We start from the raw sequence: 16,306 nt of genomic DNA, 5'->3' as shown, positions 1-16,306 counted from the left end.
TCCCTGTTCGCAACTTGCCTTTCGGGGCCGAAGAATTTAGGGTTATCGGTTATGTCTCCACCATTGTGGGGATTAGCGGGTTCAAACCCCGCACCCGCCTTTGTTTTTGATTTTTACCTGACGCAAAGAAGAAGGCGATTTAATTTTTGAATGGTCGTTTTTCTATTTCAGCGATGGGTAAGAGTAGGGTGTCTTCGATGTGCGATCGCATTTTTTGAGAAGCTTGATTGAGGCAATCAACTAATAACCTATTTGCATCGTAGTATTGCCTAAGTTGTTGCATTTCTTGTTCGCTGAACTGCCAATCAGCGCTAATATCTAGACGTGGAATACTTGACATTATCTCTGCAATTTTGTCAAGCCATTCTTGACCATTAATTTGAAACCATTTCTCAAATTCTTCTATACTTCCACGTAACTGAGATCCACAAATACTCTTAATTTCTTTCAGGGACACAATTGGAATTATTCGACTACTTGGAATTAATTCAGGTCTACCTAAACGTAAGTAACTACGGACACAAACTATCTCTTCAACATTCTCAGGTAGAAGAGATTGAATATATTGTAACGCTTCATGCAACTGTGGATTTATTTGTAATTTATGAGTTAAAATGCGTTGAATTCCAGGGTAAATTTCTAAAGCAAAGTCTATATCACTCAAATCACTAGTGTTAGCTAGTTCCCAAAATGGAGATTTTGGAGCAAAAGCATATAAAAATATAAGAATACCATTGATATCCTGAGCAATTTCAAAACTAATATCTAGTTCAATAGATAAATTCATATCCATAAAATGACTTGTTCCTGCATTTTCTAGCTCAAATCTGGGATCAATTTCATTAGTTAAATTCCCATATATGTCCATAGCTAGTTCAATATAAGCAGAACGAATACAAGATTTTTTATAAGGAAAATTGCAAAAAAGTGTTTGCTGCTTTTGATATACAAAATTTAAAAATTTTTGCGATGTTTCAGATACTCCTAGCAATCTATCCACTTGATTTTTTAAGGAAAATAGTAAATAATCTATTGATTGTTTGCTTAAATTAAGCCTTAATTTAGCTTCTTCCCAGATAACTTTATGTATAGAGTATCCTGCTGGTCGAAATACTGATAGTTTCACTTCATTTTGCAGTTTTTGTAAATTTAACATCCATCCTTGATCTGCTGGAAAATGTAAATAAATATCATCTTCCCACAGATCAGGTATATTCTCGACTCTTTCATTGCAGAACTCTAATAAATGACTATGTTCTAAAGAATCAATACTAGGTAGCTTTTCTTCTTCTCCTACATCCCAAAGTAAACATAACATTCCAATTATTGGAACATCAGGTATTTTTTGATAGTTATATAATCCTAAACGACAAAGAAGCTTATAAGCATAAATATTATTATCTTGGATACGGTCAAATTGACTTGCAATTAAATCTTTTATCTTGCCCTTTAACAAAAATTCTTTATTATCTTGCCAATAAGCCTCTAAATCACCATTATATTTTGTTTTTATAGGTTCCCGAAGAACTTTCATACATAGTGCGTTACCACCATAAGCTTTATGGATTGCACTCAAAGCCGGAGAATTAGCATAAATATCAAATCTACTAAAAAATTCCCGCCATGCATCCTCATCTAGTTTTGGTAATTGGTAAGCTTCAACAAAGCTCAACTTAGCTTCGTTAAGCATCTCACGGCTAGTAATCAGTGTAATTGATTTAACGCTAGGAGCATTCAAAACTCGAATAAATAACTCTAAATAGTCAATATGGTCTTTTTTAAACTTCCCATTTTCATCTAAGGCAGTTTCAATATTATCAATCAGTATACCCACTGGTTTGTTCTGAAGCTTACGCTTTAGTTGCTACAGTGTCCCAATAAAATCCGGCTCTGGTTCTTCTTTAAACTTATGACGTAGCTGATCCTTAACCCAGCTTTTTACAGAAGTGATGTACTGAGCTTCCCTTCCTACTTGAAGTTCCAAATACTCTAGCTTTTGAATCTCGAAGTAATCATAAGCCAGTGTTGTTTTGCCTATACCACCTTTGCCATAAATACCAATGGCTTTTGCATTACAATCAATCAGCATGTTGAGGTGTGCGATCGCATCCTCGCGCCCCACAAAATCAGGATTTTCAGATATCGTTTTATCTTCACTGAAATTTTCAGTTTGTGGTAACTCTGAAGTATTTTGATTTAATAACTCAGGTTTGTACTTGGCAAATAAAGCAATCAATTCTGGAAGCTTTGAACGGCGTTCGTCTGAAAATTCATTATTTAAGCCAAATAACTTACAAATTTCCTCACGATGTTTTCTGACAGTTGGTTTCTGAATATGCAAAGAATTAGCGATCGCTTCATCTTTTTCATTAGCAAGTAGTTTCAGCAGTACCTCTCGCCGCCTTTCAGTTAAGCGATTAAACACTGCATTGAAATGTTGTTGATTCATAACTATCAGCCCATCAAAACCACGGTACACATCTGTGTACTCGATATACTCGCAAAGACTCACAGTATGTGTATTACTTGTGTACTAGGCTAACGCAAAAGTTGATGTAGTAATTCACGACTCACAACTTATGAAATCTACTTACATCAACGGACGATGCTACTATCAAGGCAATGGTGGCGTTCTTCTTCCTGCTGTCACCACAGTTTTAAAAGCGACACAGCCACCGGAGTCTCTAGCCGCCCTCTCTTCTTGGCGCAATAAAGTTGGTAACGTGGAGGCAAATCGAATTGCTGCTAACAGCCGTCATCGAGGAAATGCCTTACATCAGTTGATTAAAGAATATCTGCAAGGTTACTCGCCCAAACCTGACAACAGCCTGATTCAGCCTTACTGGGATAGCGTTCAATCTGTGCTAAACCAACTTAGCGATGTTCAACTTGTTGAGGAAGTCGTGCCTAACTATAAGGAACTTTACGCCAGTAAAGTTGATTTAGTTGCCTGTTATCAAAGTGTTCCGCATGTAATTGAATGGACTACAGCCGAGGAACCAAAACTGAGAATTGATAAGCTTTATGACAAGCCTTTACAACTAGCTGCTTATGGTGGTGCAATTAACCGATACTATAGCGATCGCCTTTTTAACTCCAAAATTAACCATGCTCTGATCGTTGTAGCTTTGCCAGGTGAAGAAGCAGAGATTTTTGAATTTGATCGTGCAAGGCTAATTCATGTCTGGCATCAATGGCTTAATCGGCTGAATTTTTTCTTCAGTGCAGTTGCTGCCCAGAAGTGCGATCGCATACCCGCCTAAATTAAGCATCGCAAATATTTACCTTTTGTAGGATAGACAAGATCCTTTTTTGGCAAGATAATGTAATACAACTTAGCAATATTCGAGCGATCGCTGTTCCTTTTGGATGTAATCGTTATCTAAGCGGCAATCTGCCACATATCAGCCTGATTTCATCCCAAATTGTCCACCCAAAGACAGTAGATGAAGTTTTGTCTGAGTAACTATAAGGGATGAAATAGCTCTGCTTTCCAAAAAGTGAAAAAGGAACAGATTTTTATGACATTTGATTACGACCTGTTTGTCATTGGTGCTGGGCCTGGGGGATTGGCAGCAGCTAAAAAAGCAGCTAGTTACGGAGTCCGTGTAGCTGTTGCTGAACAAGAAGCCATTGGTGGAACCTGTGTAAATCGCGGTTGCGTTCCCAAAAAACTGATTGTTTACGCTGCTGACTTCGCCCTGCAAAATCAAATCGCGCACAGTTATGGGTGGAGTGACTGTCAAACATACTTTGACTGGACATTATTTATTAAGTCAGTACACCAGCATATTGACAAGATTAACCAATCCTATTTTCAGCAATTGCAAAAAGCTGGAATTGAACTAATTTCTCAACATGCCACTTTCATTGATACCCATACTATCAATATTGATGGACGCAAAGTTACAGCAGACAAAATTTTAATTGCTGTGGGAGGACAACCCCTTAAGCCCCAAATCCCAGGTATAGAATATGCCATCACATCCCGCGAGATGTTTCAGCTGCCTTATCTGCCGAAACGTTTAGCAGTCATTGGCGGCGGCTACATTGGCGTAGAATTTTCCAGCATGATGCACGCTTTTGGCTGCGAGGTGACGGTAATTGAAAAAGACGAGATGATTTTATCGGGGTTTGATAATGACATTCGCTCTGCGGTACAACAAGGTTTGAGCAAACGGGGAATTAAGTTGTTCACCAATAGCACCAGTCAAGAAATCAAATTCTCAGAAGAAGGTTTGTTGTTAACTATTACTGGTGAAAACCGAGAAATAATTATAGCAGATACCATCTTAGTAGCCACAGGTTACGCTCCAAATACCAAGAATCTTGATTTGGAAAATGCCCATGTTGAACTTGGCGAAGATGGTGCAATTAAAGTAGATGAATACAGCCGCAGCAGCCAAGAAAATATTTTTGCTGTGGGTGATTGCACCAGCCGTCTGCAATTGAGTCCAGTGGCTAAGGCAGAAGGTATTGCCTTTGCCGATACAGTTTTTGGGAACAAGCCGCAAAAACTGAATTATGATTATGTGCCCACTGCTGTTTTTTGCCGTCCGGAAGCGGCTAGTGTGGGGATGACGGAGGCGAAAGCACGGGAAAAATTTGGTGAATCTGTACAATGCGACTCCACCGAGTTCCAACCACTGTTGTATCAGCTAATTGAACAGAATGAGCCAACCACTATGAAGTTAGTGTTAAATGGTGATTCTGGGCAAGTTTTGGGTGCTCATATGGTGGGTGAACACGCAGCAGATATCATTCAAAGTCTCGGCGTGGCAATTCGCAAGGGCATTACCAAAGAAGATTTGGATGAAACAATAGCCATTCATCCCACGACAGGAGAAGAATTCCTGTCGTTAAATTAAAATCACGTGCAGGGCTGAGTAAAAAAGGCACGAACAGATAAGGGGGCGGGGTATATGGGAGAAAATTTTTCTTCTCTGCTCCCCGCCCTTGTGCCCAATTATCGTAAACTTATTGGGTTTAAGACCCTACTATTACACGTGGCCCCAGTTTCAGTCGGAGTTTAAATCCCCGTCTGAAAATGTCTTTAATTTTGAATTTTGAATTTTGAATTGTTAATCTTGTCCTTCTGAGCAAGATTTTGTGGGAGCGCCTAAATCGTCTAAAGTATTCATTAATGAGTCATCCTGTGGCATTGGGTATCTGCTTTGGGAATTTACAATATCGTCAAAAGCTTCAAGAGCATCAAGATCCTCAAGAGCCTCTGATGCAGACTGATATCGCTGTTTAAAGTCCTCCAGCACCATTTTACTGAGAATCTTACCTAGGGAGTGGCTCACTTGCGCCCGCTCGCTCCATTTTATCTCTCCATCAGCATCTCTATCTAGCTCACGGGGTGCTATACCAGTCAAGGCTTTAATCCCAACCATCCCAACCGCATAGATATCACTACTGTAGTGGGGACGCCCAAAACATTGTTCGCTTGGTGCGTAACCCTGAGTACCAATGCCAATGGTCAAGGAGGTTTGCTCTTGATGATCAAGCTGTTTTGTGCTGACTTCTTTGACGGCTCCAAAGTCAATCAGTACCAGTTTTCCGTCTGAGTGTCGCCGAATGATATTGCTGGGTTTAATATCCCGGTGAATCACGTTGTTTTTATGGACAAATGTTAATGTTTGCAATAAGTCCCTGACAATTTTGATAACTGCAATTTGATCAATTGCTCTGCCTGCTGGGAGTTCCTGATTTAAAGGATGACCAATTATCTGTTCTTGCACTAAATAAAATTCTTCATCTTCTTCAAAATACGCCAAAAGTCGAGGGATTTGATTGTGTGTTCCCAATTTTTCGAGTGTTTGCGCCTCTGAGTTAAAAAAACGTCTGGCAAGTTGCAATCCTTGTGGTTTAGTGTTGGCTGGTTTTAGTTGCTTGACAACACATCGCGGATTACCAGGACGTTGGGTATCTTCGGCAATGTAGGTTTCGCTGAATCCACCGGAACCGAGAACTTTGACAATTTTGTAGCGTTGAACCAGGACTGTCCCTGATAAGGCTAAATCTCGTTGCTGGATTAGGTCTTGTAAGTCATCTTGTTGGCTAATAATCTCTTGGACAACGGCGGAAGTTTTATACTTCTGAAAAATGTCTACTAATTGGCGTTTTCGGATGCTTTCTCTCACCAATGAGGTTCCCAGGTAGCAAAGTCCGGTCATCGCGATCGCAATCATTGGTACAGTAGTAGGGAAAATTAACTGACCATAGACAAATAACCCATAGCTAATTCCTACCCAACTACCAGACAGGGCGAGGCTATATAGAAATCTATTGATACTACGCTTGCGTCTGCTAATCATCAAGGCTGTACTGCCAACTAGAATTAGCACAAACAAACCCCGCAATGGTGGACTGTTAATTCCTGGGACGAGCGCTTTACCTGACATCAAAGTTGCGATCGCATTGGCGTGAATTTCCACGCCCGACATGGGTTTACTGCTGTTGCTAGCAGCGACTGGATAATAATTATTGTTTAACTTACCTGTTGCACCAATCAGCACTATCTTGTCTTTGAAGACCTTTCCCTGCTGCAAATAGCTGTTCCAGTTTTCCGGCTCGAGTACATGCCAAAAGGGTATTTGCTCAAATGTACCCGCAGACCCCCAAAAATAAATGCGATCGCTTTTTGGTTGAGGATAATTTACTTGTGCTGCCCTGAGCGCTGCTTCATCAAAAGAGGGTAGCTTCTCGATGAAATTATCTTCAGCTAACAACTTAGAAAACTCACTCGCCAATCGATGAATTTTGCCATCCACCTCCACGGGGTAATTAACTGAGCCAATGGACACTGACCCTGTGCGAAACATCTGTTGTGGGTCTATCAGTTGCATAAAAGACCCTTGGTGCGTCTGGGAATTTTCGTAGACGGCTGCTAAGGTAACTTTGCTGCCATATTTTTGCAATGCTGCCTGGAGTTGGCGATCGTCAGTAACTCCATAACTACTTGGCGTGTCAAAAACGACAGCTACCCCGACAGAGCGGACACCTGCTTTGATTAATTTTGTGATTACCTGAGCATATGCAGCACGTTGATAAGGATAAGATTTCAGTGTTTTTAGGTAGGCATACTGTTTCGGATCTGTTTTATAGTACTGTTCGGGAACTGATATTGACTGATCGTCTATTGCTAAAATTACGATGTCTTCTGGAGGCACAATTGGCCCACGCAGTTGAAAAAAATCAGATTGCGCCTGATTTTCGAGCAACTGAACCAATTCACACCCAGAAGCACTCAGCAGTGCTGCCCCGATTGCCCAAGTGCCAGCGAGTAGATGACCTAAGCGAACCATCCACCTGGACTGGCGAGCCGATACTGTCGAAGTTACTTTTGTCGGTTTACTTGACAGTCTGTTGGCAGCAGAGACATAGTTTTTAGTTAAGGTAGATGTAGGTTCTTCTGCCATGTCGTGTTACTGATTGATTTAAGTCGAACACTTTTATTTATTCAGACCACGTTTTAGTGCAAGCACATTGAAATAAGACTTAAATGACAATCTTATACATTTGTAAAGTATCTTCTACTCATCAACAAACTTTTATTGGCAGAGCTAGCCCCAAGAGATTCCTACTCAAGCACTATTTAACTTATTCTTTTTCTGTTGAGTGAGTTACAACTAGTGATTGTCTCACAAAAGAGAGCTGGATATACTCTGCCTGTGCATTTGGTTCTGGCGAGATTTTACCCTAACCTAACCAATAGGTACGCTCCTAACTGGGTGCTTTACCAGAAGCTGTCTCAAGTCTGTCGTCTGTCTCTGGCGCAATATTGGTACTCCCCACAAAGCGTGTCCTGATACTGAAAGCTTTACCTATAGATAGGCATTAATTTATATCCTACCCTAAGTCTATGCTATACCTCTTTAGGAGTAAACTTTAGTGTTATACAGCGATGAATGCTGTTACTGGTTCAATTTTATTGGTAGATTTTGATCACAGGGTGGCTCTTGCAGTCCCGGAGGTGAATAAGGTTTAGCACACGGTATCTCAACTCCAATGTTGCATCCGTTTTTATGCCTTGAAAGAGGTAGGATAAAAGCTATAGATGAAGAGCTACTTTATAGATATTAGCAAACAAGGCATTTGAAAATTGCTATAATCTATTGTTCCATCTAAATTCATTTATATTATTAGGTGTAAATTTGTATGGGTTCTCCAATGAATCGTCTGTCTATTTTTGTAGATGGAAACAATATGTTCTATGCTCAACAAAAAAATGGCTGGTTTTTTGACCCGCGGCGAGTCTTAGAATACTTCAAACATGAGCAATCAGAAACAACATTAATTAATGCATTCTGGTACACTGGCTTAAAAGACCCACAAGATCAGCGAGGTTTTAGAGATGCTCTAATTAGTCTAGGATATACAGTCAGAACTAAAATTCTTAAAGAATATTATGATGATACGTCTGGTCGTTACTCACAAAAAGCAAATTTAGATATTGAAATTGTTGTAGATATGTTTAATACAGTAGACCAGTATGATCGAGTAGTATTATTCAGTGGCGATGGAGATTTTGAAAGAGCAATCGAACTATTACGCTCCAAAAATACACATATTACAGTAGTGTCAACAGAAGGAATGATTGCTAGAGAACTACGCAACGCTACTGACAGATATATAGATTTAAATGATATCAGAGAGCAAATAGAAAAAACCGAAGGTTAGTAGCCTTAGCAATTATTTACAAAGGAAAGAGTAAAAGAAAAACTAAGGTTGAAGATATATTGAGCCAGAAGTAAAAACTAAACGACAAACCGCAAATGACAAACAAAACAGATCGAATCCTCATTTTTGATACTACACTGCGAGATGGAGAGCAGTGTCCAGGAGCAACTCTGAATATTGACGAAAAGCTAGTTATTGCCAAGCAATTAGCGCGTCTGGGCGTGGATATAATTGAGGCAGGCTTTGCGTTTGCCAGTCCCGGAGATTTTGAAGCAGTCAGCAAGATTGCCAAAATTGTGGGGATAGAAAATGGCCCGGTAATTTGCAGTTTGGCAAGAGCAATTAAAGCAGATATTGAAGCAGCCGCAGAAGCATTAAAACCAGCAGTTAACGCCAGAATTCACACATTTATTTCGACTTCTGATATTCATTTAGAGTATCAGTTGCGGAAGTCACGGGCAGAAGTGCTAGCGATCGCCGAAGAAATGGTAGCTTATGCCAAGTCCTTCATGACAGATGTAGAATTTTCGCCGATGGATGCGGCTCGTAGTGATCCAGAATTTCTTTACCAAGTGTTAGAGCGAGCGATCGCCGCTGGTGCAACAACAGTTAACATTCCCGATACAGTGGGTTACACAACCCCCAGCGAATTTGGAGCCATGATTAAGGGGATTATCGAAAATGTCCCCAATATCGACCAAGCGATTATTTCCGTTCACGGTCACAATGATTTAGGCTTGGCAGTTGCTAACTTCTTAGAAGCCGTGAAAAATGGCGCACGACAACTAGAATGTACAATCAATGGCATTGGTGAACGCGCCGGAAATGCGTCACTAGAAGAATTGGTAATGGCGCTGCATGTGCGGCGACAATATTTTAATCCCTATCTCGGCAGAGCAGAAGAATCTCAAGAATCCCTGACAAATATCGACACCCGGCAAATTTACAAAACCTCACGCTTAGTTTCTAATTTGACGGGAATGTTAGTACAACCAAATAAAGCGATCGTCGGGGCGAATGCCTTTGCTCATGAGTCTGGGATTCACCAAGATGGTGTGTTAAAAAACAAACTCACTTATGAAATTATGGATGCCCAATTGATTGGCTTAACAGACAATCAAATAGTTTTGGGCAAACATTCAGGTAGAAATGCTTTCCGCACTCGGTTGAAAGAATTGGGCTTTGAAGTGTCGGATACTGAGTTAAATAAAGCATTCGTCAGATTCAAAGAAGTAGCAGATAAAAAGAAAGAAATTTCTGATTGGGATTTAGAAGCGATCGTTAACGATGAAATCCAACAAGCACCCGATTTGTTCCGGGTAGAGTTGGTGCAAGTTTCCTGTGGTAGCAACGCCAAACCCACCGCTACAGTCACCCTCCGCACCCCAGAAGGTGAAGAATTAACCGATGCTGCGATCGGGACTGGGCCAGTGGATGCAGTTTACAAAGCCATCAACCGGGTGGTGAATGTGCCCAACCAGTTGATTGAGTTTTCTGTGCAGTCAGTAACAGCTGGTATTGATGCCATTGGAGAAGTGACGATTCGTTTACGTTATGAATCTAGAGTGTTTTCTGGTCATGCAGCGAACACAGATATCATCGTGGCATCTGCTCAAGCTTATGTAAATGCCCTGAACAGGTTGTATTCTGCATTGCAAACTCAAGAAAAGCCAGAGAAAGTATCTGCACAGAAAGTGTAAAAATATCTCTGTTCTGATTCGCAGTTGGATGCAATACTGCATTAGATATCTTGCATAAGTTGAGATTTGTTAAATAGAACGACAGATAAACACAGAGAAATATAAGTGTTTATCTGTCGTTTATTTTGCTTTTATTCGCCTTTTTGCGAATGTACAGACGTTGTAATGCAACATTTCTAGACACCGAAAAATACCACGAATAACTTTAACTGAACGATATTGGATTATAAATATTTTTTACTTTTTCAGATTTTTAGATTTACTTTATATCCATAAAACTTTATCATCAAAAATGATGTTTATAGTCAGTCAGCTGGTATGAGTAGCGAAAAAACTACAGAATTGCCGCTCTGGGTACAAGATAGAGATATAGTCATTGCTCATGATGAAGAAGTACAGTGGCGAGAAGGAAAACGCCCAGATTATTCTTACACCAATGAATTTCTTCATCAGGAAAGTAAATTTCAGCATCCAGAAGGTTCTTTAGAAGCGATCGCTCAAAATTTAGTCCGAACTTTTGAGATGGAAGCTTCTAATAAATCTAATCCCCAACAGTGGCTTTCGATTGTTACTGATAAGTTTAGGATGAGTAGCAATGGCGGACAACAATTCACTGCTCAGGAGGTCGCCGAGGAAGGTACTTATAACCTGTTTCTGGGTGAAAGTGAGCAGTATAGCTCTGAAACAGAAACCTTTGAATCTTCATTTCAACTTTTTCATAAAGCCTTTCGTCATGGCTTTCTTTGGGAAGTAACAGAAGTCCTTTCAGGGCCACCTAATGTAACCTTTAAGTGGCGACATTGGGGAACATTTAATGGTTCCTATAAAGACTATGCGCCCACAGGGGAAATAGTAGAAATCGTAGGGGTTAGTATTGCTCGTGTGACTGATGATTTAAAGATTGAGCTTTTAGAGCATTATTTTGATAATAATGTCTTTCTTGAGAAATTAACGGCAGGCGGTTGTCCCTTCCATTCCCAAAATCAGAACAGTGACTAATTTTTATTTTTTTGTAGTCAAATAGTTCACTTGATCAGCGCTTTTAGGAAACAACTAGGAGCGCTATAGCGTTTCTCAGTTGAGTCTGAAAGACCTAACCCCCAGCCCCTTCCCTTGTAGGGAAGGGGAGTAAGATTCAAAGCCTCTGACGCCACGTGCTTTAAGTCGGCAGAGCCGCCCAACGCAGTGGCTCCTCCTTTTAGGAGAGAGGAATGGAAGTGAGGTGAAAGTGCATTGCATACAAGACAGAAGTGCTATATCGAGTGAAACTGGTTTACATAGGCCTTGTCCAATTTAGACATTGCTTATGCTTGATCAGCATTAATATTTAGACGCATCATGATTTTTTCTGGCTCTGTCAAATTTTTAAAACCATAACGGCGATAAAGTCCATGAGCATCTTTTGTGCCTAACATCCACCTTTGAACGTCTTGCAGTTCTGAATATTCCAAAATATATTCTACAAACCATTTTCCTAAACCCTGTCCTCGAAAAGGCTCCAGAATAAAAACATCTTTTAACAATGCAGAAGTTGCATAATCAGTGATCACTCTAGCAAAGCCAACTTGTTGATTACCTTCATAAAGTCCAAAACATAAAGAATTGTTTATTGCCTTTTCCACAGTGGCTAATGGGATGTTTTCAGCCCAATAGGAAGTTTGTAAAAAATCATGAATCATTTGAATATCTAATTTAGATTTATCGATGTTAATGTAAAATTTATGTTTTAATTCTTCGTTCATCTGGCTGAATCTTTTATTTAATATGTTGATGCATAATAATTAATTCTAATTCATTCTTGCAGTCAGTGGGTTGCAACCTAAGATGATGAAATTACTGAACCATTAGCTGGATAACAGAGGCTATATTCAGTGTTCAAGGATATGGGTGCATCTACTATTGATTATGAATCAGCCGACAACCAAATCTTGGCAAGAAATTCGCACGACTTTTCAAAAAATTTGGGGTTATGAAGATTTTCGTCCACCACAGGGAGAAATTGTCAGCAGTTTATTGGCACAAAAAGATGCGCTGATTATTATGCCCACAGGTGGCGGTAAGTCGATTTGTTTTCAACTTCCTGCACTGCTACAAACAGGATTAACTTTGGTAGTTTCGCCCTTGGTGGCGCTAATGGAAAATCAAGTACAGGAACTACTACAAAGCCATCAGAAAGCAGCGCTTTTACATAGTGAATTGTCTTCATCTCAACGCCGTGCAACTCTGCAAGCTTTAGAACGTCAACAGCTAAGATTACTTTATTTATCGCCAGAAACTTTGCTAAGTGCGCCAGTCTGGGAAAGATTATGTCAGCCGCAATTGCAAATTAATGGCTTAATTTTGGATGAAGCCCATTGTTTAGTGCAGTGGGGTGATACTTTTCGCCCAGCTTATCGCAGATTAGGGGCGGTGCGTCCTGCACTACTAAAATCAAAACCACCGGGAACAAAAATTAGCATTGCTGCTTTTACCGCTACTGCTGACCCCTTAGCCCAAAAGATTATTCAAACAGTTTTACAATTACAGCAACCAGAGATTTTCCGTTTGAATCCCTACCGTCCTAATTTGCATCCCAGCGTCCGCATTGCTTGGACACCAAGAGGTAGGAAACAACAATTATTAAAGTTTATTCAAAATAGACCGCAACAATCTGGATTAGTTTATGTTCGCACTCGGAGAGATAGCGAAGATTTAGCCCAATGGTTAGCAGACATGGGTTATGCCACAGCTAGTTATCATGCGGGATTGGGTGCAGCAGAACGCCGTGCAGTAGAAGCAAGTTGGTTAGGTGGCAAAATACCCTTTGTTGTGTGTACCTGTGCGTTTGGTATGGGGATAAACAAATCAGATGTACGTTGGGTAGCCCATTTTCACGCGCCACATCTGCTATCTGAATATGTGCAAGAAATTGGCCGGGCTGGAAGGGATGGGAAACCGGCCGAAGCGTTGACATTGGTGAGTGAACCTACAGGGTGGTTAGATGCAGAAGATAAGCAAAGACAGCAGTTTTTTGAAGAACAAATGCGATCGCAACAACAAATAGCGCAACAACTTGTGAAAAAATTACCAAAACAGGGAGAAGTGAATGCAGTAACCCGACAATTTCCCGAAGGTGCGATCGCTTTAGCTTTACTCCATAGCAACGGTCAGCTAAACTGGCTTGATCCTTTCCATTACACCATTGGGCAAAAAGCCGGAAATCAGCCACCGACGCAATTACACGCTGCCAAACAAATGCATCAATATCTAACTACAAAGCAGTGTCGTTGGCAGTTTTTATTAAATGCCTTTGGTTTTGACAAAGAAGCAGCTAATTGGCGTTGCGGACATTGCGACAATTGCCGCTAAGTTGTCCTGTTCTCTGTCACCTGTCCCCTATCCAATAGGTTTGGTTCAGGATTGTTACTGTAAATTTATAACAGTTTTCATTTAATTGAACCACACATGTTGTAAGGGCACAGCAATGCTCATGGGTGTCAACTTAAGCCAAAACCCCTTAAAACCTCGTTTCCAGCCAGTGGCTGGAAATGCTCCTCATTACGGTGCCGCGAGTAAGGGAGGCGGAGCCTCAGAATAGGCATTCCCAGTCAGAGACTGGGAACGAGGTAATAACTCTGTTTGCGAGTATCAAAGACTCGTAGGCGAGTATCAAAGACTCGTGGGCGAGTATCAAAGACTCATCGGCGAGTATCAAAGACTCATCGGCGAGTATCAAAGACTCATCGGCGAGTATCAAAGACTCATCGGCGAGTATCAAAGACTCATCGGCGAGTATCAAAGACTCATTCACGAGTTTTGCTTATCGCTGATTTGAATACCAATTCTCTAAATTAAAGCTACAAATTCTTGTGTTTGACTTCCGCAACTCCCCCAGATCAAGAACAACCTGCCTTAACAGATAAATTTCCTTAACTCAACTGTATTGCCCTATTTTCTATTTTCCAGCTAGGTTCATCCAATAGGATGAATTGTCATTTTCACCACTAAGTAACAATAAAGAGGTCAAGTAGAGAATGAAAATATGTCATCTGCTCAAGCGCCTTCCCTACCACCGCTGATTCCGCGCGAAATTCTGTTTGGGAATCCCGAAAAAACCAGCCCACAACTCTCGCCTGATGGCAAGTACTTGGCATATATTGCCCCCGATGAGAAAAATGTCTTACAGGTTTGGTTGCGAACTGTAGGACAAGAAGACGACCAGATACTAACTGCCGACAAAAAGCGCGGTATCCGCATTTTCTTCTGGACTTATAACGCCGATCAGTTGATTTATATGCAGGACTCGGATGGTGACGAGAACTTTCACCTCCACTTGGTTAATATTCACTCCAAGATTGTGCGTGATTTAACGCCATTCCAGGGTATAAAAGCTGAACTCGTGGAACTGGAACCTAAATTTCCAGATCAAATGCTGGTAGCGTTGAACTTGAACAATCCCCAAAAGTTTGACGTTTACCGCATCAACCTAAAAAATGGTGCTGTAGAGTTCGACACTGACAATCCCGGTAACATTATCAGTTGGACATCTGATGCCGATTTCCAAGTACGTGCAGCGACAGCTAGTACACCCGATGGTGGTTACGACCTCTTATTACAGAAAACGCCAGATAAACAGTGGGAAATTCTCCGCCACTGGGGACCAGAGGAAGAAGGGAATTCTGTTAGCTTCTCGGCTGATGGTAAAACACTTTATATTCAAGGGAATCACGATGCTAATGCCAAACGTCTGCTATCTGTTGACTTAGACACTCGTCAAGAAACAGTTATTGCTGAAGACCAACAGTATGATGTTGTGGGGATAATCATTCAGCCACTGACGCGAGTTATCCAAGCAGTTTCTTTCTACAAAGATAAACAGGAATGGCAGGTAATTGACCAGAGTATCGCCGCTGATTTTGAGGAAATCGCCAAGGTGCGTTCTGGAGAATTCTCTATAATTAGCCGCGACTTGGAAGATAAAACCTGGTTAGTAGCTTATAGAACTGACAATGGGCCAGTTTATTACTATGCCTATAACCGAGATGCCAAAACTAGCACTTTCCTCTTTAGTAACCAACCCAAACTCGAAACGTTGCAATTAGCTTCAATGCAACCGATTTCCTACGAGGCGCGGGATGGCTTGACTATCCACAGTTACCTGACAACTCCTGTGGGAATACCTAGCCAGAATCTAGCAACAGTACTGCTGGTTCACGGCGGCCCTTGGGCGCGGGATGTTTGGGGTTTCTCTCCCACAGCGCAATGGCTAGCTAACCGGGGTTATGCTGTTCTGCAAGTGAACTTTCGCGGTTCCACTGGCTATGGTAAAGCGTTTTTGAATGCTGGTAATCGGGAATGGGCTGGCACAATGCACGATGATTTAATTGACAGCGTGAACTGGCTAGTGCAACAAGGCATTTCTGACTCGCAAAAGATTGCGATTATGGGCGGTTCTTATGGAGTTACGCCACCTTAGTAGGGTTGACTTTTACACCCGAAATCTTTGCTGCTGGTGTGGATATTGTCGGGCCAAGTAGCTTGATTACTTTGATAGAAACTATCCCGCCCTATTGGGAACCGATCAAGGCAATGCTTTATCATCGCGTTGGCAACTTGGAGACAGAAGAGGAGTTTCTCAAATCGCGATCGCCTTTATTCTTTGTTGACCGAATTCAAAAACCTTTACTCATTGGTCAAGGTGCAAATGATCCACGGGTGAAACAATCAGAAAGTGATCAAATTGTCAATGCAATGCAACAAGCTGGTTTGCCAGTGCAATATGCACTTTATACAGATGAAGGACATGGTTTTGCTAGACCAGAAAATCGGTTGCACTTTTTTGCGATCGCAGAAGAGTTTCTCGCCAAATACATAGGTGGCAGATTTGAACCTTTGGTAGATATCCCCGGTCATTCAGGAATAGTTAAATAAAGTCTCACGCA

13 protein-coding genes are annotated in these 16,306 nt (G+C 41.1%); 8 read left to right on the top strand and 5 right to left on the bottom strand.

Features of this window, described 5'->3' with window-relative positions; translation table 11 throughout:
* Positions 1-139: 139 nt before the first annotated feature.
* Complete coding sequence (locus tag V7K85_RS26250) at positions 140-1,834, bottom strand: NACHT C-terminal helical domain 2-containing protein (RefSeq protein WP_334818037.1); 1,695 nt, start codon at positions 1,832-1,834, stop codon at positions 140-142.
* Between the two features lie 30 nt (positions 1,835-1,864).
* Positions 1,865-2,449 (bottom strand): helix-turn-helix transcriptional regulator, encoded by a 585-nt coding sequence (locus V7K85_RS26245; protein WP_334818035.1) that lies wholly within the window; start codon positions 2,447-2,449, stop codon positions 1,865-1,867.
* Between the two features lie 130 nt (positions 2,450-2,579).
* Here V7K85_RS26245 and V7K85_RS26240 point away from each other — a divergent pair, with 130 nt between their 5' ends.
* Both V7K85_RS26240 and gorA read left to right on the top strand, forming a co-directional pair.
* Entirely contained in the window at positions 2,580-3,263 is a 684-nt protein-coding gene (locus tag V7K85_RS26240; RefSeq protein WP_334818033.1) for an exonuclease, read from the top strand.
* Between the two features lie 258 nt (positions 3,264-3,521).
* Entirely contained in the window at positions 3,522-4,868 is a 1,347-nt protein-coding gene (gene gorA, locus V7K85_RS26235) for a glutathione-disulfide reductase (protein ID WP_334818031.1), read from the top strand.
* Between the two features lie 213 nt (positions 4,869-5,081).
* On the opposite strand, the gene V7K85_RS26230 is transcribed toward gorA, so the two are convergent.
* Positions 5,082-7,424 (bottom strand): CHASE2 domain-containing serine/threonine-protein kinase, encoded by a 2,343-nt coding sequence (locus tag V7K85_RS26230; protein WP_334818029.1) that lies wholly within the window; start codon positions 7,422-7,424, stop codon positions 5,082-5,084.
* A 739-nt stretch (positions 7,425-8,163) separates the two neighbouring features.
* On the opposite strand from V7K85_RS26230, the gene V7K85_RS26225 reads away from it, so the two are divergent.
* From V7K85_RS26225 to V7K85_RS26215, 3 genes are all read left to right on the top strand, one after another.
* Positions 8,164-8,685: a LabA-like NYN domain-containing protein gene (locus tag V7K85_RS26225; protein ID WP_196517317.1), complete on the top strand. Its 522-nt coding sequence runs from the start codon at positions 8,164-8,166 to the stop codon at positions 8,683-8,685.
* A 95-nt stretch (positions 8,686-8,780) separates the two neighbouring features.
* Complete coding sequence (locus V7K85_RS26220; protein WP_334818027.1) at positions 8,781-10,385, top strand: 2-isopropylmalate synthase; 1,605 nt, start codon at positions 8,781-8,783, stop codon at positions 10,383-10,385.
* 318 nt (positions 10,386-10,703) lie between these two features.
* Positions 10,704-11,384 carry a SnoaL-like polyketide cyclase gene (locus V7K85_RS26215; protein WP_334818025.1) on the top strand — a complete coding sequence of 227 codons (681 nt, stop codon included), beginning with the start codon at positions 10,704-10,706 and terminating at the stop codon, positions 11,382-11,384.
* Between the two features lie 305 nt (positions 11,385-11,689).
* On the opposite strand, the gene V7K85_RS26210 is transcribed toward V7K85_RS26215, so the two are convergent.
* Entirely contained in the window at positions 11,690-12,127 is a 438-nt protein-coding gene (locus V7K85_RS26210; RefSeq protein WP_334818023.1) for a GNAT family N-acetyltransferase, read from the bottom strand.
* 163 nt (positions 12,128-12,290) lie between these two features.
* On the opposite strand from V7K85_RS26210, the gene V7K85_RS26205 reads away from it, so the two are divergent.
* Positions 12,291-13,733: a RecQ family ATP-dependent DNA helicase gene (locus tag V7K85_RS26205; protein WP_334818021.1), complete on the top strand. Its 1,443-nt coding sequence runs from the start codon at positions 12,291-12,293 to the stop codon at positions 13,731-13,733.
* A 220-nt stretch (positions 13,734-13,953) separates the two neighbouring features.
* On the opposite strand, the gene V7K85_RS26200 is transcribed toward V7K85_RS26205, so the two are convergent.
* The gene (locus V7K85_RS26200) at positions 13,954-14,175 is read right to left on the bottom strand and encodes a hypothetical protein (protein ID WP_334818020.1); all 222 of its coding nucleotides are present in this window, start codon (positions 14,173-14,175) and stop codon (positions 13,954-13,956) included.
* Between the two features lie 231 nt (positions 14,176-14,406).
* Between V7K85_RS26200 and V7K85_RS26195 the strand changes: the two genes are divergently transcribed.
* Both V7K85_RS26195 and V7K85_RS26190 read left to right on the top strand, forming a co-directional pair.
* Entirely contained in the window at positions 14,407-15,840 is a 1,434-nt protein-coding gene (locus V7K85_RS26195) for a S9 family peptidase (protein ID WP_334818018.1), read from the top strand.
* 5 nt (positions 15,841-15,845) lie between these two features.
* A complete protein-coding gene (locus V7K85_RS26190; protein ID WP_334818016.1) occupies positions 15,846-16,295 on the top strand; it encodes an alpha/beta hydrolase family protein in 450 nt (149 codons plus the stop codon).
* The last annotated feature ends 11 nt before the right edge of the window (positions 16,296-16,306 follow it).

Source organism: Nostoc sp. (genome assembly GCF_036917615.1).
In the GTDB taxonomy this organism is placed as follows: Bacteria; Cyanobacteriota; Cyanobacteriia; order Cyanobacteriales; family Nostocaceae; genus Nostoc.
Note: the sequence above shows the minus strand (reverse complement) of the source record. Positions and strands in the feature narration are given on the sequence as shown.